Raw genomic sequence first — 25,921 nt, 5'->3', positions numbered from 1 at the left:
ACAGGCGGGACGGGTCCTGCCGGGCGCCGGCCACCGCCCGCCGTGCCGGGAGCGGTCCTCAGGTGAGCACGTCGCGGACCCGGTCGCGCTCCGCCTGGAACAGGCTCCAGAGGTGGCTCTCGTCCGCGTCCGGCAGGTTCTCGACCTTGCCGTAGTCGAACGGCGGCTGGGGGTCGTACTCCAGGAACGCCTGCCCGCGCCCGGCGGTGCGCTCTCCCCACAGCCGCGCGGCGACCACCAGCGCGGCGTCCATGCCGGCGCTGACGCCGGCGCTGGTCACGATGCGCCCGTCGACGACCCAGCGCTGCCGCCTGAAGCGCGCGCCGGACAGGGGCAGCTCGTCGGCGAACGCCCAGTAGGTGGTCGCCGAGCGGCCACGCAGGATGCCCGCGGCGGCCATCAGCAGCACGCCGGTGCAGATGCCGAACGTGATGCGGGTGTGCTCGTGCGCGGCGCGGATGTAGGCCAGGATGCGCGGGTCCCGCATCAGGATGCTCGGCTGTCCCGGGCCGGGCACGACGAGCACGTCCGGCCGGGGGAGCGTGTCGTAGGTGGCGGTCGGCACCCACTGCATGCCGCTGTCGCCGGCGGATATCGGCGTCAGGTCCGGGCCGACGAAGTGCAGCCGCGCCGGTGGTCCGCCCGCGCGCCGGGCGGCGCTGAGGACGCTCTGCGGGCCCACCAGGTCGAGCGGGACGAGCCCGTCGAAGACCAGGAACGCGATGTCGAGCGGCTCCTCGTCGCCGGCCGGTGACCCGCGGTGGGCCGCGGCCGGATCGGCGCCGCCCATGGTCAGGCCGGTCGCGGCGAGTGCGGCTCCGATGGTCAGCAGCTGCCGCCGGCTCGGATTGTCAGGCATGGTTCGCACCTCTCTGGAACTGGTGGCGGTATGCGGTCGGGGCCATCCCCAGGACCCGGTGGAAGGCCTGCCGCATGGTTTCGGGGCTGCGGAAGCCGCACTGCTTGGCCACGACCTCGACGGGGTCGTCGCCGGCTTCGAGGAGCTGCTGGGCGGCCTCGACGCGGATCCGCTGGACGTACTGGCCGGGCGTCGTGCGCAGCACCTCGATGAACAGACGGGACAGGTGACGCGGGCTCACCGCGGCGCGGACGGCCATCGCCTCCAGCGAGTGGTCCGCGTGCGGCTGCTCGGCGACCGCGTCGAGCACCGCCCGCAGCGCCGGGTGGCGCGACGACCGGGCGCGGCCGCGTACCGACAGCTGCGACTGGCCGGCCGGCCGTTGCAGGAAGACCACCAGCCACTGGCCGACCTGACGGGCGAGCGCACCGCCGTGGTCGCGTTCCACCAGGGCCAGGGCGAGGTCGATACCGGCGGTGACCCCGGCGGCGGTGTACACGTCGCCGTCGCGCACGTACATGCCGTCGGACTCGACGGTGACGCTCGGGTACCGCTCGGCCAGTTCCCGGCAGGAGGCCCAGTGGGTGGTCGCCCGGCGGCCGTCGAGCAGGCCTGCCTCGGCCAGCACGAACGCGCCGACGCACACCGAGGCCAGCACCGTGCACCGCTCGCGCACGCGGCGTACCGCCTGCGCGAGCGGCACCAGCGCGGTGCCGGTCGGCGCGGTGTCGCACCCGGCGACCATCAGGATGTGCACCGGGTCGGTCAGCGCGTCCAGGGCCGTGTCGACGCCGAGGCGTACCCCTTCCCGGGTGTGCACCGGCCGGCCGCCGGGCGAGGCCAGCCGGACCCGGTAGTCGCCCCCGCACCTGGCCGCGAGCGCGAACACCTGCAACGGCCCGGCGACGTCCAGCAGCACCGCGCCGTCTCCCGCCGCGATGAGCACGTCCCGGGTGCCGTCGACGCGTGAAGGCGGAGCTCCCATGCAGCGAGTATTGGAGGAGGCGCCGGTCGCGGCAACGACGGTCGTCCCACAGATCCGGCCATGCTCGTCCGGAACCACAGCCGCCCGCCGGACGACCACCCGCCCCACCCCGACGCCCGGGGGACGCCGCCGGGAGGCCGCGACCGGCCTCCGGTTCCTGCCGGTGGGCCGGTTCCGGTCCTCCCGGCGCGGTCAGAGCCCGGCCGCGGCGTCGTACCGGCGACGCAGGTCCGCCATTTCCGGCCCGGTCAGCGCCTCCTCGCGCGCCTGCTCCACGTACTGCTGCGGGAACATCTCGCGCAGCCGGTCGACGAACGCGACGTCGGCGCTCGCCTCGACCACCCGGATGCCCGGGGGATCGGTGGACATGTCCATGATGACCGGGCCGACGAGCTTGACGGCCCAGTCCCACGGACGCTTCTGCTCCGCGATCCCGCAGAGGTGGAAGCCGTACACCGTTCGCACGTCGGCCAGGGCGGTGGCCTCCGCCGGCTCGTGGCCGTAGACGCGGACTCCGCAGATCACGGCCGGTTTCGCGCCGCCCTCGGTGGCGGCGTGCGGCGCGTGATGTCCAGCGTGGTGGTGTTGCGCCGGGTCCACCTGTTCGAGCGTGCTCCGCATCCGGGCCGTGATCCCCGTCCGCAGATCCGCCGGCTCGGCCTCCGATCCGGCCGAGTTGGTCAGTACGACCGCGCCGGCCGTCAAGGTCAGGATCGCCGCCACCCACACGAATCGATTTCGGTACCATCCCGCGAAACTCTGCCGGGAGAACATGCTCACCTCTTGTCTGGTCGCCGTTTCCGGTGCGTTGACAGACGGCCCGGATGCCCCCGGCGGGTCGGATCTCGGGCGGTCGGCCGTGGTGGGACACGTACGGCGGGGACGGTTGCCCAGGGGCGTGCCCGTCGTCGTGGAGAGGGCCCGGCGAGGTGGCGCGCGAGGGCCGGTGAGACCGGCGCGCTGCCGGCGCTGCTGCTCCCGTGCTGCCGTTCCCAGCGCGGTTGCCCCCGCGCTGCGGCGATGTGAGCCATTGCAACACGACCGGGCCCGCTCCGGCAACATCGACGGTGCTCATCGTCGTGCCGGTTCGGCCGGTCAACGTCCGCGGCCGGTCCCAGTGCGTATGAGCAGGCGATTCATCACGGCGATGTATATATTGGTCGGAGGGTGATGGGAGGACCGTGATGCGAGTCCGATCGATGATCTCGACCGCCGTGGCGGCGGGTCTGGCGGTGGCCCTGCTCGGAGCGGGCGCGGTCGCCGGCGAGCGACACGACGCCCCTGCCTCCGGTGGGCCACCCGGTGCGAGGGCCGTCGGTGATTTCGACTTCAGCCGCCCCCAGGTCGTCGGGAGCGGCCTCACCGTGCCGTGGGGGATGGACTTCCTGCCCGACGGCAGTGCCCTGGTGGCGTCGCGGAACTCGGGCCAGGTGCAGCGGATCCGCCCCGGACAGGCACCCGAGCAGGTGGCCCAGATCGCCGGGGTGGCGGCCGGCGGCGAGGGCGGGCTGCTCGGTCTCGCCGTCTCGCCGGCCTACCCCCAGGACGGCTGGGTCTACGTCTACCTGACCACCGCCACCGACAACCGGATCGTGCGGTTCCGGTTGAGCGCGCCGCAGACGCAGCAGCCGATCCTGACCGGCCTCGCCCGGGCGAGCGTCCACAACGGCGGTCGCATAGCCTTCGGCCCCGACGGCATGCTGTACGCGGGGGTCGGCGACGCCGGTCAGACGTCCAGCGCGCAGGATCCGCGGAGTCGTAACGGCAAGATCCTGCGGATGCGGCCGGACGGCACCGCCCCGCCCGACAACCCGTCCTCCGGCTCCCTGGTCTACAGCCTGGGCCACCGCAACGTGCAGGGGCTGGCCTGGGACGCGCAGGGCCGGCTGCACGCCACCGAGTTCGGGCAGAGCAGCTGGGACGAGGTCAACCTGATCGTGCCCGGCGGCAACTACGGTTGGCCGGTCGTGGAGGGGGACGGCAACGATCCCCGTTTCCGGGATCCGCTGCTGGTCTGGCCGACGGCGCAGGCGTCGCCGAGTGGCGCGGCGATCGCCGGGAACCGGCTCTTCGTCGCCGCGCTGCGCGGCGCCCGCCTGTGGAACGTCCCGCTGGACGGTGCCGGCGGCGCCGGTACCCCCGTCGCCGAGCTCCTCGGCACGTACGGGCGGCTGCGGACGGTCGAGTACGGGCCGGACGGCTGGCTGTGGGTGACGACCAGCAACCGCGACGGGCGAGGCACCCCGGCGCCCGCCGACGACCGGATCCTGCGGTTCCCGCCGCTCGACGGCCCGCCACCCACGACGCCACCGCCGACGGCCACGCCGCAGCCGCCGACCACGCCACCGCCGACGACCACGCCCCAGCCGCCGATCGCCGACTGCCTCGTCTCCTGGATCCCGAACCAGTGGACGGGCGGGTTCACCGCCGAGGTGCGCATCACCAACCGGGGGCCCGCCCTCAGCGGGTGGGCGTTGACCTGGTCGTTCACCGCCGACCAACGGATCACCAACGCCTGGAACGCCCAGGTCAGCCAGGCCGGGACCGCGGTGACCGCCCGCAACGTCAGCTGGAACGGCACGATCGCGCGGGGCGGCACCGTGAGCTTCGGGATCCAGGGCACCCACGGCACCGCCAACCCGCCTCCCACCGGCTTCCAGTTCAACGGCGCCACCTGCCAACTCGGCTGAACAGGCGGGGGAGTGCGGGCAGCCGGCGACCTGACGCCGGCGGCGCGGGGCCGGCAGCATGGTCGCATGAGCTTCGAGGTCATCGTCATGACCAGGACGGCCGGATACCGGCACGACTCCATCCCGGACGGCATCCGCGCCGTGCGGGCCCTCGGCGAGGAGCACGGCTTCGCCGTGACCGCCACCGAGGACGGTGACACGTTCACCGCCGACCGGCTGGCCGAGGTCGCGGTGGTGATGTTCCTGAACACCTCGGGCGAGGTGCTCGACGCGGCCGAACAGCGGGCGTTCGAGTCGTTCATCGCCGCGGGAGGCGGTTTCGTGGGCGTACACGCCGCCGCCACCACCGGCTACTCGTGGCCCTTCTACGGCCGGCTGCTCGGCGCCGCCTACTTCACGGATCACCCCGAGGTGCAGCAGGCCACGCTCCGCGTCGAGGATCACGACCACCCGGCGACCGCCCATCTGGGATCGACGTGGACCCGCCGTGACGAGTGGTACAACCACCGGTGCGGCGTCCGGTCGACCGCGCGGGTCCTGCTGTCGGTGGACGAGACCTCGTACGAGGGCGGGACGATGGGCGCCGACCATCCGCACGCGTGGTGCGTCGAGATCGCGGGCGGGCGCTCGTTCTACACCGCGGGTGGGCACACCGCCGAGGCGTACGACGAGCCGGACTTCCAGGCCCATCTGCTGGGCGGGATCCGGTGGGCGGCCGGTTGATGCGTCACGGAACGCCGTCACTTGATCCGTCACCCGTCCGGCCAGAAGGTTGTTGTTCGGTTTCTCAGGCCACTGGCGTGGCGGCAGACGGCGGTGGAGACACTGAGATCCGCTTGGGCGTTTCCGCACCCCGCATCGGCTGAGACGGCTTTCAGCGGGTTGGTAGTGATGCGACCGGGCGAACCGCCGTGAACTGGGCGTGCTCGTACCGGGTGGCGGCAAGCAGCAGCAGCCACTCGTCGCAGCCCTGCCATGGGTAGACGTCGGCGGCTCCGCCACGTACGGTCCGGGGCCCGTCGCCGGTCCGTGCCCGCGCGTCTGCCGGCGCGTCCGCGAACCCGGGAATCCACACGTCGGCGCAGAGCTCGTTCGCCGATCCCATCGCCGCCAGCCCGAACGCGTTCTCCCCGGCGGACGTCCGCGTCTCGTCGCCGAAGTCGTCGAGCAGCTGGTCCTCGCCGGGTTTTCCGTCACCGCGGAAGGTCAGCGTGGTGGTGCCGGCCCGGGCCGCGTACTCCCACTGCGCCTCGCTGGGTAGCCGGAACGGCATCAGCTCGAGCAGGTCTTCCAGGTCGTCTTCGAGCCGTGCCGTGCCGGTGTCCGCTTCGGCGTACTCGTCCTCGTACGCGGGCAGCCAGTGCCGGACCTGCGCCACCGTCAGCGGGTGCCGGGCGATCAGGAACGGCTCGACCCGCACCTCCCGTACCGGCTGTGCGTCTCCGGCACTGGCGAGGAACGGCTCGATGGTGTCCTCGACCCCACCGCTGCGCTCGATGGCGCGTACCGCGTCCAGCTCCGCGTCGGACAGGCCCATCCGGAACGTGCCGCCCGGAACCTTCCGGAACACCACGCCCGACGGGATGTGCCGCCATGCCGGGCGCCCGGCCACGCTCTCCCCGCTCCACATGGCGCCGAACGCTAGCAGCCCGTCGCTGATCGGTGCTTTCCGACGGCCCCGGACTGCGCATGAATCAACTGCCTGGCGCTTTCTTGATCGGAACTCTCTCGCTCCCCGAACGGACTGTCCCGTCCGCATCATGGTTGCGGATGGCAAGGTGGCGGGCCGGGAGTTCGTAGCGTAGGGCCGGGCTCAGGCCGAGGCATCCAATTGCCTTCGTACGGTTGCTTCTCCCGACCCCACTGCGACACCGGCTGGTGGGTGCTGTCGGTCCGCGCCGTCGCCGAAGCGGCAGCGGCGCGGACCGACGGTCAGGTCGACCGGTGGCGGTCAGCCCGGCAGGGCCACCTGTGCCGGGGTCGACCGGTGGGTGGTGGTGCCGTCGCCGAGCTGCCCGAACGAGTTGTCGCCCCAGCACCACAGGCTGCCATCGGTGCGCATCGCGCAGGCGTGGTACGACGCGGCGATGCTGTCCGTCCAGGTGGTGGCGCTACCGACCCGGGTCGGGGTGGACCGGTGGGTGGTGGTGCCGTCGCCGAGCTGCCCGGAGGCGTTGTGGCCCCAGCACCACAGGCTGCCGTCGGTGCGCGTCGCGCACGACGAGTCGACGCTGGTCTCGACCCTTGCCCAGGTGGTGGCGGTGCCGACCTGGAGTGGGGTGGTCTGGAAGCCGGCGCCCCCGCCCACCTGGCCGTACCCGTTCTCGCCCCAGCACCACAGCGTCCCGTCGGCGCGGACCGCGCAGGTGTGCACGTAACCGGCCGTCACGCCGGTCCACGTGGTCGCGGTGCCCACCTGCGTCGGTGTCGCCCGGTAGTCCCGGATGCCGAGACCGAGCTGCCCGTCCGAACTGCTGCCCCAGCACCACAGCGTCCGGTCGGTGCGGATGGCGCAGGTGTGCGCGTACCCGGTCGTGACGCTCGCCCAGGTGGTCGCCGTGCCGACCTGCACGGGGGCGCTCGCCAGATGGGGGGTCGCGCCGGTGCCGAGCTGCCCGTGGCGGTTCGAGCCCCAGCACCACAGGGTGCCGGTGGTCTGGACGGCGCAGGTGTGATTGGCGGCGGTGCTGACGCTGGCCCAGGTGGTGCCGTTACCGATCCGTACGGGGCTGCTCCGTTTCGTGGTCGTCCCGTCGCCGAGCTGCCCGTTGTGGTTGCTGCCCCAGCACCACAGCGTTCCGTCCGTGCGTACCCCGCAGGTGGTGCTCATGCTGGCGTCGATGTGCGCCCAGGTGGTGGCGTCGCCGATCCGGACCGGAGCGGTCCGTTGCGTGGTGGTCCCGTCGCCGAGCTGCCCGTAGAAGTTGTTGCCCCAGCACCAGAGCGCGCCGTCGGTGCGGATCGCGCAGGTGTGCAGATCGCCCGCGGCGACCCGGGACACCGACGCGGCGGCGAGCGAGGCGTTCGGCGTGCCCCGGTCGGCAGGGCTGGCGCCCGCCGTGGCCGCACCCGTCGTGAACCCGAGGGCCAGCACGGTGAGCCCGACAGCGGCCGCCGCCGCGACGGCGCTTCGGGCTGCCCGCCGCCACCGCGTCCCTTGCCGCCCCTCCCGATGTTCGATCATGGTCGTTCTCCCTAGACATCGTCGGTTTCGTACGGTGGAGGCGGCGTTGCCCCGACGGGTCCCAGCGACCCATCACTTCACATCGATGGAACAATACATCGGCGGGCGTCGATCACGCCTCCTCGGACCCCCACCGACCGGCCGCTTCCTGGACGCCCGACGCCCTGGTGGGGCGGTGGCCGAAGACGTCGAGGGGGTGTCGGAGTCGGTCGAGCGGATCACCGGCCCCCTGGTTGTCCGGCGCCGGGGAGTTGGCCGGACGGGACGCTGACCACCGCCGCAGGGCGGAGCCGGCCCTCTCGGTGCGGAGCACGACACCCCGCGGTCCGTACGTCTCGGTGCGTCCGAGGGACGTCGCTGTGTGCCGGGCTGAGGAGTCGCGACTCGGTCCCTCAGTGGCGCACGAGCGCGTCGTACACCTCGGCGAACTTCGCGCGCCGTTGCGCGTAGTGCTCGACGTGCGCGGGCCGGGGCTCGTACGTCGCCCCGGTGGCCCTGGGCGCGCGCGGGACGTCGGGTGCCAGTACGTGGAGCGCGAGCAGCGCCGTGCCGTGCTGTGTGGTGCGCCGCCGGGTCACGTGCGTGACGGGTTGCCCGAGCACGTCGGCGAGGATCTGGAGCCACTCGGGTTGGTCGTTGCTGACCCGCCCCGCTGCCGCGACGTGCAGGATCTGCGGGGCGGCTGGCCGCAGTTCCTCGGCGACGCGCGCGTACGTCAGGGCCACACCCTCGACGATGCCGCGGAACAGGGTGTCGGCGTCCGTGGCCGCCGACACGCCGCCGAGCACGGCGCGTGCCCCGCCGACCCAGCCTGGTGCGCGTTCCCCGGTGAGGTACGGCAGCACGAGCGGCGTGGCGTCGCTCGGCGGCGCGGTGAGGACGCCCGCGAGCGCCGGGCTGAGGCGCAACGTGCTCTGCGCCCAGCTGACGGCGCGACCGACGTCGTTGATCGCCCCGCCGAGCAGCGTGCGTCCCGCATCGACCCGGTAGTTCCACAACCCGAAGGGCAGCGGCTCGGCGGGACCGTCGAGCAGCACCCGTAACGCACCGCTGGTGGCTGTCGACGCGGTGAGCACCGTGGCGTCGGCCGCCCCCGACCCGATGTTGCTGGCGAAGCCGTCGGTGATGACGGGAAACCACACGGCCCGGGCGAGGGCGGGCCAGCGCGCCGGGGAGGCCGAAGGCGCCGGCTCCGTGACGTCCCGCGGCACGGAGAACTGTTCAGGGCCGACGCCGGCGGCAGCGAGCAGCTCGGCGTCGAGCTCGCCGGTGCGGCGGTCGAGCAGGCCGGTCCACGCCACCGTGGACGTCCCGGCGAGTGGGTGCCCGACCAGCCGAGCCAGAACGTACTCGCCCAGGGACCACCAGAGGGCGGCCCCGGCGACGACCCGCGGCTCCGTGGCCGCGAGCCAGCGCAGGCGCGGGGCGTGGTAGCTCGTATGCAGGCGGGTGCCGGTGCGCTGCTGCACCGTCTGCTCGTCGAGTTCGTCCCGCAGCGCCGTCACCGCGTCGACGCTGCGCGAGTCGGCGTAGGTCAGGCACGGGGTCAGCGCGCGTCCGGCCGCGTCGACCGCGATCAGCGAGGAGGCGAAGGTGTCCATCGCGACGCCGGCGATTCGGGTACCCAGCCGCAGGTCGCCGGTCACCGCGTCGAGAATCTGCTCGACCTCTGCGGTCACCTGGTCGGGGTCGATGACCGAGGTGCCGTCGGGCGCGACGGTGAAGGCGTGCGGCACCTTGTGCTGTAGACCGTGGACCCGCCGGCCCGACGCGTCATGCACGCCGCCACGGGTGGCGGTGGACCCGATGTCCAGCGCGAGGACCAGCGGGTCCAGCGCCGCGTCAAGGGTGACATCATCGTCGGTCCGGGTCATCGTGGTCCTCGTCGTTGGTGGCGCGAGTCTGCGGCAACCCTAGCCAACCCCAGGCCCGCGTGCCCGCTGTGGCCCGGCCAGGGCACGACCTTCTGCGCCCGGCCGGCTGAGGGACCTTTGGAAGGGGGCCCCGAACTACGATGAGCCCCGGCTCGATCCCTGGCCTTCAGGGCACATCCACCTTCCGCGCGCTTCGGAGGCACCGTGAAGCTCCTGCTCACCTCGGGCGGCGTCACGAATCCGAGCATCCACTCGGCGCTCGTGCAGCTCCTCGGCAAGCCGATCGCCGACTGCCGCGCCCTCTGCGTCCCGACAGCACAGTGGGGTCACCCGATGTGCGGCCCGACGTCGGTTCGGGGCTTCGTAGCCGCCCGGCCCGAGTCCGCCTGGCAGTACCTGTCCGGCCTGGGTTGGGCGTCCCTCGGTGTCCTCGAGCTCACCGCACTGCCCACCATCGGCGCCGAGCGGTGGGTCCCCTGGGTCCGCGACGCCGACGTGCTCCTGGTCGACGGCGGCGACGCGACGTACCTGTGCCACTGGATGCGGGAGTCCGGGCTGGTCGACCTGCTGCCTTCGCTGCCGGACACGGTCTGGGTGGGAGTAAGCGCCGGGAGCATGGTGATGACGCCCCGGATCGGCGACTACTTCGTCGAGTGGCCGTCCGCGCCGGACGATCGCACCCTGGGAATCGTCGACTTCTCGATCTTCCCGCACCTGAACGCTTTCCCCACGAACACCCCGTCTGACGCGCAGCGGTGGGCCGCCGGCATCGGCGGCCCGGCCTACGCCATCGACGAACAGACGGCCATCAAGGTCGTCGACGGCTCCGTCGAGGTGGTCTCGGAAGGCCAGTGGACGAAGTTCGGGTGACTGCCGCCCGGACGGCCTTCCCTCCGCCGCCGAGCGGTCGCGCCGGGCGGCAGGAGCCCGCCACGCGGCGTCATTCGTACCTCTGTCGGTCCCGACCACACGTCGGCATGCTCCTTCGAGCACCCGACTTCATCGTGTCGAACGACATTGGAGGCACCTCGACGGCGATGGGTGGCAGCACACCACCCGGCGCCGACGCTGCTGCAACGTGTCGATCCATTTGTGGGCCTGATCGAAGTGATCTTCTCGGCGGTCCGTCGTTGGATCAGGCAGATCGACGGCACTGCCTGATCGCCCACCTCCCCGACACCACCCATGCGAGCGGCCAGCAGCGCCGTTGTCGGGCAATGCCTTGACCGAGTTTGCGAGGCATTCGCCGGGCCCGCGCGCTCGATGTGTGCCGTTCGTATGATCGCCCTGCCCGATCGTGGTACAGGACCGGGCTGGCGGCGTCGTCGCAGCCGGGAACATTCGTCTCACGAAGGGTGCAGCCTGATGTCTATGGTGCGTCGCGTCGGTGTCCTGGCAGCTGGGGCTGCTCTGGGCGCCACCCTGTTCGCTCCGGCCGCGCGGGCGGACTGGACAATCTACCGGACCGATCCGCACGTCATTGCCTGCTGGCAGAAGGTCAACGCCTACGGCGGCGTCTACCAGGTCAGCAATGGCCTGCTCAACGGGACCGCCAGCGCGCACACGGCCCAGGTGCAGGTGATCCGCCCGGGTGTCGGCCTCCAGTCCAACCAGGTCTACGTCGCCGCGCCCGGCGAGTGGAAGCTCGGCTCGATCGCGAATGTCGCCCTCGTGCCCAACGACGAGTTCCGATTCCACCTGGACGGCGGCCAGGCCGTCGGTATCCCCGCCAACGGCATTCCCTACTTCATGAACCACTGCAAGGTGAAGGAGTCGCCCTCGATCAAGGTGCGGCAGGCACTCAGCTTCGGTCTCGCGCAGCTGGACTCGGTCTACGTCGGCTGCGCGGCCGGCACCTACCGGCACGGGACCATTCCGACCTCCACCCTCTACCACGACGGCCGGCGGTGCGGTCAGAGCCGCGTCTACAAGCAGCCCGCCGGCGTCAAGGGCTTCGACTGCTCGGGTCTGATCACCAAGATGTTCCAGCACGCCGGAGTGCCCTTCTCCTGGGACAGCTCGACCGCGGTCAAGAACGGCGTGCCCGCCGTGCCCAAGTCCCAGATCCAGGTCGGCGATCTGCTCGCCAAGTACGGCCACGTCGCCGTGTACCTCGGCGACGGCGACGGCGACGGGGTGGCGTCGGTGCTGGAGGCGACGCCGAAGACCTTGAACGCGGACGGCACCTGGACCGGCGTGGTGATCAGCGACGCGACGAGCTACCTCAACAGCTCGTCGTACACAGCGCACCGCGTCCCTGGCATCTGAGCACACGCGAGTCCGAGTGCGGATCCCGCTTCCGACGGAGGCGGGATCCACTCGTGAACGTCGGTGGCCGTTGCCGGATGGTCTCCGACTGAAGGGTTCTGGCGACTGGCGACCGCCGGTAAAATGTCGGCGGTGATCAATGTTGGCGCCGAGTGTGCCTTCCGCATCCTCGGGCCGGTCGAGGTGCGCGCCGCCAGCGGGTTGGTGACGTTCTCCCGTCGGCAGCAGCAGGACCTGCTGGCCCTTCTGCTGCTGCGGGCGGAACAGGTGACGTCGGTCAGCGATCTGGTCGACGGCATGTGGGGCGAGGATGTTCCCCGCACCGCGAGCCTGCAGATCAAGAACATGGTGTCGGGACTGCGGTCGTCGCTGGCCCGCGGGGGCCCGCCAACGGCCACCGTCGAATGGAAGCCGGCGGGCTACCGGATCCGCATCCACGAGGGGCAGCTCGACCTCGCGGCCTTCACCAGCCTCGTCGTCCGCTCGCGTACCGAGCCGCCGGCCGAGGCCATCGCGCTCCTGCGCCAGGCTGTCGGCCTCTGGCGCGGCCGGTACGCGTTGGCCGGCGTACGGGCGGCGTTCGCCGCCGACGCCCGTACCTACCTGGACGAGCAGCACAGCGGCGCGCTGGAGGCGCTCTTCGACGCCGAGCTACGCGTCGCCCGGCATACGAAGATCATCGCGGAACTCGCCGAGGCGGTGACCCAGCGGCCGACCCGGGAGCTGCTGGTGGCCCAGCTGATGACCGCGCTGTACCGCAGCGGCCGAAGTTCCGACGCGCTCGGGGTCTACCAGCGGACCCGGCGAATCCTCGTCGACGACTTCGCGTTGGAGCCGGGTCCGGCGCTACGCCGGCTGGAGAGGCAGATCCTGCTCGGCGACCCCGCGCTGGACGCACCCGGCCCGGCGACCGAGCGGCCCGCGGTGGCCGTGTCGACGTCGGGAGCCGCGACGCCCGCCGGCCGTACGGGGGACTCGATGCCGGTGCCGGCGCAGCTGCCGCTGGACGTACGCGGCTTCGCCGGCCGTACGGCGGAACTCGCCCTGCTCGACGCGTTGGTCGCCGACGCGGACCAGCCCCGCACGGTGGTGATCTCGGCGCTGATGGGCAGTGCCGGCGTCGGCAAGACCTCGCTGGCGGTCCACTGGGCGCACCGGGTGGCCCACTGCTTCCCGGACGGGCAGCTGTACGTGAACCTGGCGGGCTTCGAGGCGGACGCGACGCCGATGAGCCCCGCCGAGGCGCTGCGGGGTTTCCTGGCCGCGCTGGCCGTTCCGACACAGCAGATCCCCACCGGCCTGCCGTCCCAGGCCGCGCTCTACCGCAGCCGCCTGGTGGGTCGGCGAATGCTGGTGCTGCTCGACAACGCCGTCAGCGCCGAACAGGTCCGGCCACTGCTGCCAGGCACGGCCGGCTGCCTGGTACTGGTGACCAGCCGCAACCGGCTCACGAGTCTCGTGGTGGCCGAGGGCGCCCACCCGGTGACGCTGGACGTGTTCACCGATGTCGAGGCCCGGGAGATGCTGGTCGAGCGGCTCGGTCCCGCCCGGATCGAGGCCGACGAACGCGCCGTGGACCGGATCGTCGCCCAGTGCGCGCGGCTCCCGCTCGCCCTGGCCGTCGTCGCCGCGCGCGCCGCCATCCAACCCAAGGTCCCCATGGGCGCGCTGGCCACGCAGCTGGCCGACGCCAGGGCCCTCAGCGTGCTGGCCGCCGAGGACTCCGGTGCCGACGTCCGCGCCGTCTTCTCCTGGTCCTACGCCCGCCTCGGTCAGGAGGCGGCCCAGCTGTTCCGCCGGCTGGGTCTGCATCCCGGTCCGGAGATCGCGATCACCGCGGCGGCGAGCCTGCTCGGCCGGCCGGAGGCGGCGACCCGGACGCCGCTCACCGAACTGACGGCCGCTCACGTACTGGTCGAGTGCGGTCCGGGCCGGTTCGTCATGCACGACCTGCTGCGCGCCTATGCCGCCGAACTCGCCGCCGGTCTCGATCCGGAGCCCACCCGCCGAGCCGCCGTGCGTCGCCTGCTCGACCACTTTCTGCACACCGCCGACCGGGCGGCCCGGCAACTGCACCCGCACCGCTACGAGGTTCGGTTGGCGCCGGCCGATCCGCAGGCGACGGTCGCGACGATCGCGGACCGTGCGCAGGCACTGGCCTGGTTCGGCCGGGAACACCGCACCCTGGTCGCGGCCGTGGATCAGGCCGCCGCCGCGGACCTGGGCGATCACGCCTGGCAGCTGGCCACCATCATCGGGATCTTCGTCGACCGCCAGGGCCGGTGGGACGACTGGATCAGCGCCCTGCACACCGCCCTCGCGGCGGCGGAACGTCTGGGCAGCGCCGTCGGGCGAGCCCACACCCACAGCGGACTCGGCCTGGCGCGCAGCCGCCTGCGCCAGTACGAGGACGCCCACGGCCACCTCGAACGGGCGCTGGCGCTCTACGCCGAGCTGGACGACGAGCGGGGTGCGGCCTACGCGCACCTACGGATGAGCGCCGTGTCGGAGGGCCTGGACCGGCCGGGCGAGGCACTGACCCACTCGCAAGAGGCACGTCGGCTCTACGAGGCCACCGGTCACCCGGCGGGCCTGGCCCAGGCGCTGAACAACATCGGCTGGTACCAGACCCAGCTCGGCGCCCACCAGGAGGCGCTCAGCAACTGCGAAGAGGCACTGGCCATCCACCGGCGGCTCGGTGACCGGCCCGGGACCGCACACACGCTGGACAGCCTCGGCTACGTGTACCAACAGCTCGGGGACTTCGAGCGGGCGGCGTACCACTACGAGGAATCCGCGCGGATGCTCCGCGACTCCGGCGACCGTTCGCACGAGGCCTTCGCGCTCGATCACCTCGGCGACGCGCACAGCGCCGCCGGTCAGCATCAGCACGCGCTCGACGCCTGGAGCGCCGCGCTGCGCATCTTCCACGATCTGCGCCACCCCGAAGGTGACCAGGTCGAGGCGAAGATCCGCCGGCAGACCGCGATCGGCCCCGCGGGCTGACCCGACGATCGTCCGCAGGGGGCCGCCCGGGTCCGCGCGTGATCGACGGAGACGCCGGTGTCCTCATCGGGTCGCGGCGGTTGGCGGCCTGCTGCTACAACCTCTCGTATGGGTGCGGAGCCGGACGTCACGGCGGCCCGGGGCGGCCCGTCGACGCCCGGGCGGCCCGTTCTGGGGCAGCTCGGCGCGGTCTGGTTGCTCGGGTCGGCGCTGCTGACCACCGCCATCCCCGCGCTGGCCCCGCTGCTCTTCGTCGGCTGGGGCGCGGTGCTGGTCGGGCTGCTGGTCGTGGTCGTCCTCGCCGTCGGGCTGCTGAGGCTGATCGCCCGGACCACGGCGTCCGCCACGGTTCTCGGCGCCCGTCCCGGTTTCTGGGCGCTGCTGGTTCTCGTCGGTGGGCTGGCCCTGGCCCGGCTCGGCTGGCGCTGGACCGACGAGGTGGGGCTCGGCGTCAGCTCCGACGCGACGCTCACCCTGCTCCTGGGCGGCGTGCCGTACGTCCTCGTCGCCGGGCTGCTGCTGCGCGGGTGGCGGCCGCGGCTCGCCGCCGGGCTCGCGCTGGTCGGCCTCCTGGGGCTCGGCCTGGTCGCGCTCGCCCGTTCCGGCCCCGACGAGGTCGCCGAGCGGCTGCGGTACGCGGCCCAGGACCGCCGGGCCGCCTACGTGGTCGAGATCCCCGGATACCGCCCGGTCGACGCCGCCTACGGCGGCGAACTGGGCGCCGGGGAGTTCATGCCCGCCGACCCGGCCGCGGTGCCGCCGGGGCGCCACGTCAACGTGATCGCCGGCCCGGTCGTCGGCGACGCGCGAGGGGTGTGCGGCCAGCCGCACCTCGACGCCGCCCCGACGGTGGAGAGCTGCGCCACCGAACCGGGCGGGGCGGTCTATCTCCGCGGGGTCGTCGAGCACGGATACCAGGTGACCCGCGGCGACCGCGGCGTCGTCGTCCTCGGCTCGCTGGCCGTCGACCGCGACCTGCTGCGCCGCGCCACCCGCACGTTACGCTCGGCCACCGCCGGCGACCTGCCGACCGAGGAACGGCCGGCCGACCTCTTCGTGGTCGACCTGCCGGGCTACCGGGCCCAGCCAATCGGCATCCCTCCGGGCGTGGGCTACGCCCCCGCCGACCACACCGGCGGCGCCGCCAGCGTGCGCGTGGCGCTGCACGTCACGTCCGCCGAGCAGGATCCGTGCTTCCAGGCCGCCTGTACGTCCGAGGGCTCCGGGCTCAGCTACGTTCGGCGCGAGGACAGCCACGCGTACGTGCTCCGCCGGGGTGATGTGGACGTCGGTGTCACCGGCGGCGTCTCCGTCGACCGGTCGCTGCTGCGGGATGCGGCGCTGGCGGCCCGTCCGGCGAGCGAGGACGAACTGCTCCGAGCCCTGCCCCCGCCGCCCGACCGGGACCTGCTGGACCGGCTCCGGGCCTGGTTGCAGACCCGCAGCTGACGACCGCGCCGACCGGCCCGTGGGTACGCCGGCATTGACCACGGTCTCGAACTCCGCCGCCCTCGCCTCGACCGCATCTGGCCGCGCGGAGAACACCGCGGCCTCTCGGGATTCCTTCTCCGGCTCCGACCGCGCGACCTGACGCCGCAACCGGACCACCTGTGATCAGCCTTCGGGGCGCCACCGACGCCGGCCGCCACGTTCCGGGCGTCGCTGCGGGCGACGGGCCAACGCACGGGTGCCGGCAGGATCGGCGTACGTGACCTCGGCTCATCGCGCCCCAGGGCGTGACCGGCCGCCCACGTGCCAGTGCTCTACTCGATGGGTGAGCGACCTGCGAGATCTCATCGTCCGCTGGCAGCGCGGCTGGGGCGTGGCTCGCGCGCTGCCCCTCGCCGAAGACGTGGGCGGCGCGTTGCGGGTCCGGTGCATGCAGCCCGGCCGCGACATCGAGTATGTGGCGCTCGACGCCGACGAGGACCCCGCGTCGCTCGGCACGCTGGCCGAGCTGGTCGCGGGCGAGGACGCCGTCACCTGGCTGACGGTGCCCACCACCGACCCGGCGAGGGCGTCCTCGGCTCTGGCGGCCGCCGGCCTGATCGTGCTCAAGCACTCGGAACTACTGATGACGGCCGATCTTCGCGGGCATCCGCGGAGCGTGCCCGTGGCGCCGTACCGGCTCCTGACCCAGGTCGACGCACACGGAGGCGACAGCGTGGTCACGGCCACGGTGTGGCACGAGTCGGACGAGGTCGGCGCGCGCGGGACGATGGGAGTGGCCGGCACGGATGCGGTCGCGGACCGGATCGAAACCATGCCGGCTCATCGCCGCAAGGGTCTGGCCACCGCGGTGATGGGCGCACTGGCCCGTGCCGCGATCGAAGAAGGCGTCGAACGGGGCGTTCTCATCGCCAGCGAGGACGGTCGGCGCCTGTACAAGACGCTTGGCTGGCAGCCGGTGGCCGAGGTGCTGATCGCGACGACGCCTGGCAACGCGTACCCGTCCTGAACGGCGCGAACAGCCGCGGCCGACCCACGCTCCTCGTCGTCACCCAGACGGGCGCGCGGTCCAGCGTCCGACGACGACGGCGCGCTGATCCCGGCACGAGCGGATCGCGGCGACGAGCATGCCGCGGGCCGTACGCCATGATTGGCGTCCTTGGGCACCGGCGGTCCGTACACCACCATCACCGAGCCGACGTTCGTGGCACGGTTCCTGCTCGATCCAGGCACGGACACCGTGGACCCGGTGGCCGATGTCGACGCGTTCGTCGCTCTTCCCGATGGCGCCACCTGGGCACCGACGATCTTCACCGTCGATGAGGTCGGCCGCCCGTTCCGCGCGGCAGTGGCGAGACAAGGCCGGGAGCACGCCTGACGGACCACCGCGATACTCGCGGTAGCCCGGATCGGCACGCACTTCGGTCCGGCGGTTTCGCAGCGGCTACCGGCGTGCCGATCGCGCTCACGTCACGTGCGGTTCACGGCACGAGCGCGCCACCGCACCCGTACTGCCGACCCATCCGGTGGCCATCGCCTCCTCGCCTTCTCCTCGCAGGCCCGCCGCGGGGCCGGCGCGGGCTGTCCGCGACGCTGCGGCTCCCAGGCGAGAGAGCATTTCTCGCCGTCGGTCGCAATCGGTATGGGCGGAGAGTCGTCGCGGTCCGGGGAAGTCGGAATGCCATTACCGCGGTACGGTCGGTAGTCGCGGGGCTCCTTGCGGTTAGGCATTATCGACGGAACCTGGAATCCTGCTGGAGAGGGCCAGGTGTGGACCGGCGCTGTCCCGTGTCGGCTGACGACGGTTCAGGGCCGACTCCCACTGGCCCAAATCCCCTGAAACGTTCCGAGTTTCCCGAGAGGCTAGAGACGTTCGGTCGTCCGGGCCGCCGGTCCGCCAGCAGGATCGACGGCCCGCAAGCGGCCTCGACCAGGGGAAATGCCCCCGCCATCGTCAGGGCGCCCGGTCGAGCCGCGGGGCCTGGTGCCGGGATGAACGAATACGACCGCTACCAGACATAGCGCGCGAATGCAGTCCCTTGCGTGGTGCAAGGTGCGCGGCTACGCTCGCCGCATCGAAGATCGCTTATTGGCGCGGACTGTTGTTTCATGCTCCATTGCTGGCCCGAATTCGTAGTCGCTCCACGGGGGAGTCGGATTCATGTACGCGGACGGCGAACGTCGAATTCGTCCGCTGCCGATCGCGCCTCTCCGGTGAATCGTCGCACCTTGCTCAGGTGACTGTCCTTCATTTCGAGGCGGTCCGGTCCGCATGCCGTGTCCCGCGTCGCGAGGCGCTGATCCGGGTTGCGGTCCGGCCGTGCAACTTGCGTAACGGAGGTCTCCAGTGCAGCTCGTTCCCGAGGGCTCCGCCCTGATGTCAGGACGGTTGTCCAGCGGTCCGTCCCGTCAGGTGCACGACGAAATCCTCCGACCGCAGTTCGTCTTCGACATGACCCACCTGCTTCCGCACTATCTCGCTGTGGAGATGGTCATCCTCTCCGAGTACGAGCGGATGGGGGTCATCACCGGCGATCAACGACGAGACATCGCGGACAAGCTCGGCAGGATCGACGAATCCACGCTCAGCGCCGACCCCTCCACCAACATGTCCGATTCGTCGATGGCCATCGAACAGTGGGTGCATCGTCACCTGACCGAGCCGGTCCCGAGCTGGCACGTCGACCGCAGTCGTAACGACTCTCAGGCCACCGCGCACGCGCTCGCGGCACGCGAGTGGTTCGGTGGGGCGGCGGACGACCTGCTGGACCTCGGTGAGGCCGTCCATCGGCTCGCCAACGGTACGTCCGATCTGCTGATGCCGGGATACACCCATCTCCAGGCGGCCCAGGTGATCACTCCGGGCTTCTATCTGGCCGCCCTTTCCCAGCAGATTCTGCACAACCTGCGCCGCTGGCTCGCCACCTACGACAGCAATGACCTCTCGCCCCTCGGCGCGGGCTCGATGGCAGGTCAACAGCTGCCCTGGGACCGCGATCGCATGGCGCACCTGCTCGGCTTCGCGGGACCGGTTCCGCACGCCCTGACCGCGGTGGCGTCCCGGCCGCTGGCCCTGGAGATGATGGCGGAATTCTCCATCCTGAGTGCCGAACTGAGCCGCTTCGTCACTGATCTCATGGCCTGGGGGAGCAACGAGTACGGCTTCATCGACCTGCCTGACGAGCTTTCCGGCATCTCGGCGGCGATGCCGCAGAAGAAGAACTTCCCGATCCTGGAGCGGATCCGCGGCAAGCTGGCGCATCTCGGCGCCTTCGGTGTGGACGTCGTCCTCGGCCAACGCTCGACGCCCTATTCCAACATGGTGGAGGTGTCCAAGGAGGCCACCGCGAACCTCCATCTCTCCGTCTGCACCACGCGGACCGCTCTGCGGCTCTTCTCGACCGTCATCGACAACCTGCGCTTCCGGTCCGACCGGATGCGGGAAGCCTGCCGGCGGGAGTATCTGGGCGCGTTCACCCTGGCGAACGACCTGACCCTCAACGACGGGATCCCCTGGCGCGACGCCCAGATCGTCGTCGGGCAGTACATCGCCGCCGCCATCTCCTCCGCCGTCCCGCCCCACCCCGGAGATCCCGGGCTGTTGGCCGAGGTCGCCGGCCGGCACGGATACCGGGTCTCCGACGCCGCACGGGTGCTCGCCAACGCCTTCGACATCGAGAACGCGATCAGTGGAAAGCGGTCGACGGGCTCGGTCAATCCCCAGGCGCTGGCCGACCTGCTCGCCAGCCAGGCGGAGGACTTCCGACTCCTCCGGCAGCAGTGGGACGACCGTCGTGAACGGCGAGGTTCCGCTCGGGCACTGCTCGGGCGCCGATAAGCGTCGAATCGGGGAAAAATGACGATCTTGAGCCGAACAGCCCGGGTGGGCGCCGACGACCTCGGCACCCGCGGACGATCGGGGGCCGACGCGTGATCTTCCAGAACGTCGTCGACGCCATCGGGCACACGCCGTTGGTCAGGCTGAGAATGGATGTCGACCCGAGCGTCCAGGTGTACGCCAAACTCGAACTCCAGAACCTCTTCGCGATGAAGGACCGGGTCGCCCGCCACGTGATCCTCGAGGCCAGACGGCTGGGCGTACTTCGACCGGGCGCGCCGATCGTCGAGAGTTCCTCCGGCACGATGGCGCTGGGAGTCGCCCTCGTCGGAACCGCCCTGGGGCATCCGGTGCACGTGGTCACCGACCCCCGGATCGACCCCGTGACGCTCGCCAAGCTGCGCGCCCTGGGCTGCCAGGTGCACGTCGTCGACCGGATGTCCAGCCAGGGCTGGCAGGGTGCCCGCCTCGAACGGCTGCACGAGCTCCTCGACGGCCTGCCGGGTGCGTTCTTTCCCGAGCAGTACCGGAACCCGGACAACCCGGGTGCGTACCGGTCCCTGGCCGGCGAGCTGTTGGGGGACCTCACCTCCTTCGACGTCCTGGTCGGGGCGGTCGGCACCGGTGGATCGCTGTGCGGTTCGGCCCGAGCGCTGCGACGCGCGCTGCCCGAGCTGCGGGTGGTGGGGGTGGACTGCGTGGGCAGCGTGCTGTTCGGTCAGCCGGACGTGCCCACCAGGTTGCAGGGCGGCCTCGGCAACAGCCTCCAGCCCGCCAACCTGGACCGCCGCCAGATCGACGAGGTGCACTGGCTCAACGACCGGGAGGCGTTCGGCGCCACCCGTGACCTGGCCCGCGAACAGCAGATCTTCGGCGGCAACACGTCGGGCTCGGTCTACCAGGTGTTGAAGGACGTGGCTCGCCGCGCCGAGCCGGGGACCCGGATCGTCGGCATCTTCCCCGATCGCGGCGACCGGTACGCGCAGACCGTCTACGACGACGAGTGGGCCGCCGACCGCCTGCACGAGCTGGACGCGGCGGAGCGACCGCGTTCGATCGACCCCGGGGAGGTCGCCGTGAGCTGGTCGCGGACGGACGACGTCCCGGGCACGAACGACGAGCGGTACCTGTTGTTCCTGGAGGCGAACACGAGCGGGACCGGCGTGCTCGCCCTGGGCGTCGCGCGGCGGATGGGGCTGCGGCCGGTACTGCTCACCGACCGTCCCGACCGCTACCGGGGGCTCGCCGACACCGACTGCGAGGTACTCGTCTGCGAGACTCACGACCTGCCGGCCCTGCGCTCGCTCGTCCAGGGCAGGTTCCGTCGCGAACAGCTCGCCGGGGTGACGACGACGAGCGACTTCTACACCGTGCTCGCCGCCGAGCTGGCCGACTGGCTGGGACTGCCGGGCAACCCGCCGGCGGCCGTGGCCGCCTGTCGGAACAAGGCCCTGCTGCGGGAGGCGCTGCGCGACAGCGGGATCCGGCAACCCCGCTTCGTCGCGGTGACGGACCCGGCACGGACCGCTGCCGCGGTGGGCGAGGTCGGGCTGCCGTGCGTGGTGAAGCCCGCGGACGACTCCGGCTCGAACGCCGTGCTGCTCTGCGCCACCGTCGAGGAGGCGAAGGCGCACGTGGAGACGGTCCTGGGGATGCGCCTCAACGTCCGGGGAATGCCGACCGCCCGCTGCGCACTGGTCGAGGAGTACCTGCGGGGTGCCGAGTTCAGCGTCGAGGTGTTCGGCGAGAGCACCGGGAACCGCTGTCTCGGGATCACCGAGAAGCGGGTGACCGCCGGGCCGTACTTCGTGGAGCTCGGTCACGTCTTTCCCGCGGACCTGCCGGCGGATCAGGCGACCGAGATGGTGGACGCCGTCCTGCGGGCGCTCGCCGCGGTCGGGATGGCACACGGGGCGACCCACACCGAGGTACGCCTCACGCCGTCCGGCCCGGCCATCATCGAGATCAATCCCCGCCCGGCCGGCGGGATGATCCCCGAGCTCTACCGCCTCGCCACCGGCTCGAACCTGCTCGCCGCGCAGCTGGCCGCGGCCGTCGGAGAACCGACCCGGCTCTCCTCGACCACGGCCGGGTACGCCGGGATCGAGTTCCTGGTGGCGCCCCGACCCGGAACGCTGCGGGGTACCGCGGGCGGGGCGGAGATCGAGCGTCTCGACGGCGTCGAACAGGTCACCGTGACGGCGTCCCCCGGCACCTCCGTGCGACCGCCACGAAACGGCTACGACCGCCTGGGATACGTCATCGCCACGGGCTCCAGCAGAGCGGAGGTCGTCCGCCGGATCCATGCCGCCGTGGACCAGGTCCAGCTGCTGGTCGACGAGGACCGCCCGGACGCCTTCAGCGACGCGACGTCCCTGGCCCCGGCCCCGGCCCACTGAGAGACGACCATGACGCACACCTCGCTCACAGCGGCCCTGTCAGCCTGGGCGGACACCCGAGCGGACGAACCCGCTCTGACCTTCGTCGACGGTGCCGGGGCGGCGACCAGCACCACGTACGGGCAGCTCGACGAGGGCGCTCGTACCGTCGCCGGCCACCTGCGGTCGGTCGCCGAACCGGGCGACCGGGCGCTGCTGCTCTTCCCACCCGGTCTCGACTACGTCACGGCCTTCCTCGGCTGCCTCTACGCCAACGTGGTCGCGGTGCCGCTCTACCCGCCGGGCCCCAACGCGCGCCTCGACCGCGTCACCACCGTCGTGCGCGACTGCGGAGCCACCCACGCGCTGACCACCGCGAAGCTGGTCGAACCGCTGTCTGGGCTGGCGGCCGGGCCGGGCGGACCGGCAGTGCACCCGATCGAGGCGGTGCGGGCGCACGCCGCTCCGGTGGCGCCCCACCGGCCGGGGCCGGGCGACCTCGCCTTCCTCCAGTACACCTCCGGATCGACGGGCGATCCCAAGGGGGTCATGGTCGGCCACGGCAACCTCACCGACAACCACCGGGCCATCGCCGCCGGCTTCGGGATCAACACCGACGACGTGGTGCTCAGCTGGCTGCCGATGTACCACGACATGGGTCTCATCGGCACCACGCTGCTGCCGCTGTTCGTGGGCGTACCGGCGATCCTGCTCGACACGTTCGCCTTCGTCCGGGACCCGCTGCGGTGGCCGGCGGAGGTGTCCCGGTTCAAGGCGACCTGTTCCGGTGGACCCAACTTCGCCTACCAGCTCCTGGCGGACCGCTTCGACGCCGGGCTGCTCGACGGGGTCGACCTCAGCTCGTGGCGGATCGCCTTCAACGGCGCTGAGCCGGTGGACCGGCGGACGATGGACGCGTTCTCCGCCGCGTACGCGCCACTCGGGTTCGACCGCCGGGCGTTCTACCCGTGTTACGGCCTGGCGGAGGCGACGCTCTTCGTCAGCGGCCCGGAGGCGTCGACCGGTTACCGCGCCAGTGCCTTCGATCGGCACGCTCTCGAAACGGGCCGGCTGACCGAGGCGACCGGAGCAGCCGGGACGGAGCCGGTCACGCTGGTCTCCTGCGGCACCCCGCCACCGGGTACGACGGTCGCCGTGCGTCGCGCGGACGGCGAGCCCTGCGCCGCGGGCGAGGTCGGCGAGATCTGCGTGAGTTCCGGCGGGGTGGCCGCCGGGTACTGGGGCAGGTCCGACTCCGCCGCGACGTTCGCCGCCACCGTCGGCGGCCGGCAGGGGACGTTCCTGCGTACCGGGGACCTCGGCGCGATGTACGACGGCGAACTCTACGTCGCGGGGCGTCAGAAGGACCTGATCATCCGGGCGGGCCGCAACTACCACCCGCACGACATCGAGGCCGCCGCCACCGCGGGCGACGAGCACCTGCGCCGGGGCGGTGCCGCGGCGTTCCAGCCGGAGACCGGTGACCAGCGGGTCGCGCTCGTGGTCGAGGCTTCCCGCGCCGGGCTGGCGCGTCTGCTCGCGGACCCCGCGCTGCTCACGTCGTTGACCGCCGGGCTGCGGCGTCGGGTGGCCACCGAGTGCGGGCTGGACCTCGACGACGTGGTCGTCGTCATGCCCGGCGCGATACCGAAGACCTCCAGCGGGAAGATCCGCCGGCGTGCCACCAGGGAGCAGTTCGTCGGCGGACGGCTCAAGCTCGTCGTGCCGGCGGCCCCGGCCGTGGCGCCCGGGCGGGCCGCCGCCGACACCCACCCCGGCGACCGGTCCACCGCGGTGGAACAGCTCGTCCGGCGGTACGCGAACCTCGAAGGGTCCGCACTGGACCGGTCGCTGCCGCTGGCGGCGCTGGGACTCGGTTCGCTGCGACTGATCGAACTCAAGGCGGCGGTCGAGCGGTTGGTCGACGGCACCCTGGACGCCGAGCTGTTCTTCGGCGACCGGTCGGTGGCCGAGTTGATCGCCGCCGCCGCGGCTCCCGGCCCGGCCGCCGCACCGCTGCCGGCGCAGACCGGCGCGGTGTGCCCCGCCTCGGCCGGCCAGGTCGAGCTGCACTTCTACGACGAGGTGTCCCGCGGCAGCCGGGCGAACAACCTGGCGGTCGCGCTGCGCGTCTCCGGCCGCGTCGAGGAGGAACGACTGCGTGCCGCGATCGACGTGGTCGTCGCTCGGCACCCCGCGCTGCGTACGACGCTCGGACCGCTCGGATCCGGCGTGCAGACCGTCCACGGCCAGGGCACCGTCGACTGGGAGTGCCGGGCCTTCCCGGACGGCCCCGACGAGGCGGTACGGGCCTACCTGCACGATCGGGCCTACCGCCCCTTCGACCTGGTGCGGGGCCCGTTGGTGCGGGCCGGGGTGGCGTACCCGCCGGAGGGCACGGTGCTTCTCGTGGCGTGTCACCACGCGGTCGTCGACCACTGGTCGCTTCAGCTTCTGCTCGCCGAGATCCTGCCCCGGATCACGGGCGGCGACGCCCCGCCGGCCACGGCGGAACCGGACGCGGCGGACGCCACCGACTGGGCGCGGTTGCAGCAGCAGGCACGACTCGCTTCCGACTGGCCCGATCGGGTCACGGCCCTGGCGGAGAAGTGGCGGCCACTGCGTGACCTCGTGCTCTTCCCGGAACGACCCGCTGGCGCCCAGGCTCCACGACGACGCCCGGACCCGGAGCGGCACCGGGCCGGCTGGATCGACTTCGAGATCGACCCGGAGGTCGTACGGAACCTCCACCGGCACGCGGCGCGGCGCGGCTTCACCCCCTTCGTCTCCCTGCTGGCCGCCTACGCCGGGGCCCTGCACCAGGTCACCGGCGAGCCGCGGATCGTGATCGGCGCGCCGCACCACGGGCGCACCGACCAGCGCTTCGCCGGCACCGTCGGCTACCTGGTCAACATGGTGCCCGTCCTCGGTGACCTGACCGACCGGCCCGAGCCGTCGGCACTCGAGGAACGCCTGTGGCGGGAACTGCGGGCGGCACTGTCGAGCGCGGACGTTCCCTTCAGCGACCTGGTCCGGGCACTCGCCGCGGACCGGCACGGCCAGAATCCGCTCTTCCAGGCGACGTTGACGCTTCAGCAGCCGGTGGACGGCAGCGACGTGGGACTGTCCGTGCCCTGGAGCCGCAGGCGGCGGCGGATCGGGTCCCACGACGTCGAGACGTTCGACGTGCCGCCCGTGGACGTCGCCTTCGCGACGAGCCTCTACGGCGCCCTCGACGCGGACGGACTCGCGTTCCGCCTCGTGCATCGACGCAACCTCGTGTCCGCGGAGGTGGCAGCCGAGGTGTGTCGGCGGTTCTCCGAGAATCTCGCCCGGTTGCTCCGGCAACCGTCCACACCACTCGCCCACGACCCGGTTCGACCCAGCTAA

Annotated in this window: 17 protein-coding genes; 11 read left to right on the top strand and 6 right to left on the bottom strand. The window is 72.2% G+C overall.

Annotated elements, in window-relative coordinates; translation table 11 throughout:
- Window positions 1-58: 58 nt before the first annotated feature.
- The 3 genes from V6V16_RS04045 to V6V16_RS04035 form a co-directional block, all read right to left on the bottom strand.
- Complete coding sequence (locus V6V16_RS04045; protein WP_334559558.1) at window positions 59-859, bottom strand: DJ-1/PfpI family protein; 801 nt, start codon at window positions 857-859, stop codon at window positions 59-61.
- Window positions 852-1,844, bottom strand: coding sequence for a GlxA family transcriptional regulator (locus V6V16_RS04040; RefSeq protein ID WP_334559556.1), 993 nt, complete (start codon window positions 1,842-1,844; stop codon window positions 852-854). Before V6V16_RS04040 ends, V6V16_RS04045 begins: the two co-directional genes overlap by 8 nt.
- Before the next feature lie 192 nt (window positions 1,845-2,036).
- Window positions 2,037-2,618 (bottom strand): hypothetical protein, encoded by a 582-nt coding sequence (locus V6V16_RS04035; RefSeq protein WP_334559650.1) that lies wholly within the window; start codon window positions 2,616-2,618, stop codon window positions 2,037-2,039.
- Between the two features lie 410 nt (window positions 2,619-3,028).
- On the opposite strand from V6V16_RS04035, the gene V6V16_RS04030 reads away from it, so the two are divergent.
- Together V6V16_RS04030 and V6V16_RS04025 are read left to right on the top strand one after the other, a co-directional pair.
- The gene (locus tag V6V16_RS04030) at window positions 3,029-4,534 is read left to right on the top strand and encodes a PQQ-dependent sugar dehydrogenase (protein ID WP_334559554.1); all 1,506 of its coding nucleotides are present in this window, start codon (window positions 3,029-3,031) and stop codon (window positions 4,532-4,534) included.
- A gap of 66 nt (window positions 4,535-4,600) precedes the next feature.
- Window positions 4,601-5,257 (top strand): ThuA domain-containing protein, encoded by a 657-nt coding sequence (locus V6V16_RS04025; RefSeq protein ID WP_334559553.1) that lies wholly within the window; start codon window positions 4,601-4,603, stop codon window positions 5,255-5,257.
- Between the two features lie 151 nt (window positions 5,258-5,408).
- Here V6V16_RS04025 and V6V16_RS04020 read toward each other — a convergent pair whose 3' ends face one another.
- The 3 genes from V6V16_RS04020 to V6V16_RS04010 form a co-directional block, all read right to left on the bottom strand.
- A complete protein-coding gene (locus V6V16_RS04020; RefSeq protein WP_334559552.1) occupies window positions 5,409-6,164 on the bottom strand; it encodes a formylglycine-generating enzyme family protein in 756 nt (251 codons plus the stop codon).
- 321 nt (window positions 6,165-6,485) lie between these two features.
- Window positions 6,486-7,718: an RCC1 domain-containing protein gene (locus tag V6V16_RS04015; protein ID WP_334559551.1), complete on the bottom strand. Its 1,233-nt coding sequence runs from the start codon at window positions 7,716-7,718 to the stop codon at window positions 6,486-6,488.
- 392 nt (window positions 7,719-8,110) lie between these two features.
- Window positions 8,111-9,592, bottom strand: a complete 1,482-nt coding sequence (locus V6V16_RS04010) for a gluconokinase (protein WP_334559549.1) — start codon at window positions 9,590-9,592, stop codon at window positions 8,111-8,113.
- Between the two features lie 204 nt (window positions 9,593-9,796).
- On the opposite strand from V6V16_RS04010, the gene V6V16_RS04005 reads away from it, so the two are divergent.
- The 9 genes from V6V16_RS04005 (at window position 9,797) to V6V16_RS03965 (ending at window position 25,921) form a co-directional block, all read left to right on the top strand.
- The gene (locus V6V16_RS04005) at window positions 9,797-10,462 is read left to right on the top strand and encodes a Type 1 glutamine amidotransferase-like domain-containing protein (protein WP_334559547.1); all 666 of its coding nucleotides are present in this window, start codon (window positions 9,797-9,799) and stop codon (window positions 10,460-10,462) included.
- A gap of 495 nt (window positions 10,463-10,957) precedes the next feature.
- Window positions 10,958-11,860, top strand: a complete 903-nt coding sequence (locus tag V6V16_RS04000; protein ID WP_334559545.1) for a C40 family peptidase — start codon at window positions 10,958-10,960, stop codon at window positions 11,858-11,860.
- 132 nt (window positions 11,861-11,992) lie between these two features.
- Window positions 11,993-14,866: an AfsR/SARP family transcriptional regulator gene (locus tag V6V16_RS03995; RefSeq protein WP_334559543.1), complete on the top strand. Its 2,874-nt coding sequence runs from the start codon at window positions 11,993-11,995 to the stop codon at window positions 14,864-14,866.
- Window positions 14,867-14,974: 108 nt separating this feature from the next.
- A complete protein-coding gene (locus V6V16_RS03990) occupies window positions 14,975-16,315 on the top strand; it encodes a hypothetical protein (RefSeq protein ID WP_334559541.1) in 1,341 nt (446 codons plus the stop codon).
- 325 nt (window positions 16,316-16,640) lie between these two features.
- Window positions 16,641-17,324: a GNAT family N-acetyltransferase gene (locus tag V6V16_RS03985; RefSeq protein WP_334559539.1), complete on the top strand. Its 684-nt coding sequence runs from the start codon at window positions 16,641-16,643 to the stop codon at window positions 17,322-17,324.
- A 150-nt stretch (window positions 17,325-17,474) separates the two neighbouring features.
- The gene (locus V6V16_RS03980; RefSeq protein ID WP_334559537.1) at window positions 17,475-17,693 is read left to right on the top strand and encodes a hypothetical protein; all 219 of its coding nucleotides are present in this window, start codon (window positions 17,475-17,477) and stop codon (window positions 17,691-17,693) included.
- Window positions 17,694-18,662: 969 nt separating this feature from the next.
- Window positions 18,663-20,153, top strand: a complete 1,491-nt coding sequence (locus tag V6V16_RS03975; RefSeq protein WP_334559535.1) for an argininosuccinate lyase — start codon at window positions 18,663-18,665, stop codon at window positions 20,151-20,153.
- A gap of 92 nt (window positions 20,154-20,245) precedes the next feature.
- Window positions 20,246-22,552 carry a pyridoxal-phosphate dependent enzyme gene (locus V6V16_RS03970; protein WP_334559534.1) on the top strand — a complete coding sequence of 769 codons (2,307 nt, stop codon included), beginning with the start codon at window positions 20,246-20,248 and terminating at the stop codon, window positions 22,550-22,552.
- Between the two features lie 9 nt (window positions 22,553-22,561).
- A complete protein-coding gene (locus tag V6V16_RS03965; RefSeq protein WP_334559532.1) occupies window positions 22,562-25,921 on the top strand; it encodes a fatty acyl-AMP ligase in 3,360 nt (1,119 codons plus the stop codon).

The organism is Micromonospora sp. CPCC 205561 (assembly GCF_036906775.1).
Classification (GTDB): domain Bacteria; phylum Actinomycetota; class Actinomycetes; order Mycobacteriales; family Micromonosporaceae; genus Micromonospora.
The sequence above is the reverse complement of the archived record's forward strand: the minus strand, read 5'-3'. Positions and strand labels throughout refer to the sequence as shown.

Excerpts from the sequence above, each read along its gene's own strand:
- V6V16_RS04045 (WP_334559558.1), bottom strand. The coding sequence starts at position 859 with ATGCCTGACAATCCGAGCCGGCGGCAGCTGCTGACCATCGGAGCCGCA.
- V6V16_RS04040 (WP_334559556.1), bottom strand. The coding sequence starts at position 1,844 with ATGGGAGCTCCGCCTTCACGCGTCGACGGCACCCGGGACGTGCTCATC.
- V6V16_RS04035 (WP_334559650.1), bottom strand. The coding sequence starts at position 2,618 with ATGTTCTCCCGGCAGAGTTTCGCGGGATGGTACCGAAATCGATTCGTG.
- V6V16_RS04030 (WP_334559554.1), top strand. The coding sequence starts at position 3,029 with ATGCGAGTCCGATCGATGATCTCGACCGCCGTGGCGGCGGGTCTGGCG.
- V6V16_RS04025 (WP_334559553.1), top strand. The coding sequence starts at position 4,601 with ATGAGCTTCGAGGTCATCGTCATGACCAGGACGGCCGGATACCGGCAC.
- V6V16_RS04020 (WP_334559552.1), bottom strand. The coding sequence starts at position 6,164 with ATGTGGAGCGGGGAGAGCGTGGCCGGGCGCCCGGCATGGCGGCACATC.
- V6V16_RS04015 (WP_334559551.1), bottom strand. The coding sequence starts at position 7,718 with ATGATCGAACATCGGGAGGGGCGGCAAGGGACGCGGTGGCGGCGGGCA.
- V6V16_RS04010 (WP_334559549.1), bottom strand. The coding sequence starts at position 9,592 with ATGACCCGGACCGACGATGATGTCACCCTTGACGCGGCGCTGGACCCG.
- V6V16_RS04000 (WP_334559545.1), top strand. The coding sequence starts at position 10,958 with ATGTCTATGGTGCGTCGCGTCGGTGTCCTGGCAGCTGGGGCTGCTCTG.
- V6V16_RS03990 (WP_334559541.1), top strand. The coding sequence starts at position 14,975 with ATGGGTGCGGAGCCGGACGTCACGGCGGCCCGGGGCGGCCCGTCGACG.
- V6V16_RS03965 (WP_334559532.1), top strand. The coding sequence starts at position 22,562 with ATGACGCACACCTCGCTCACAGCGGCCCTGTCAGCCTGGGCGGACACC.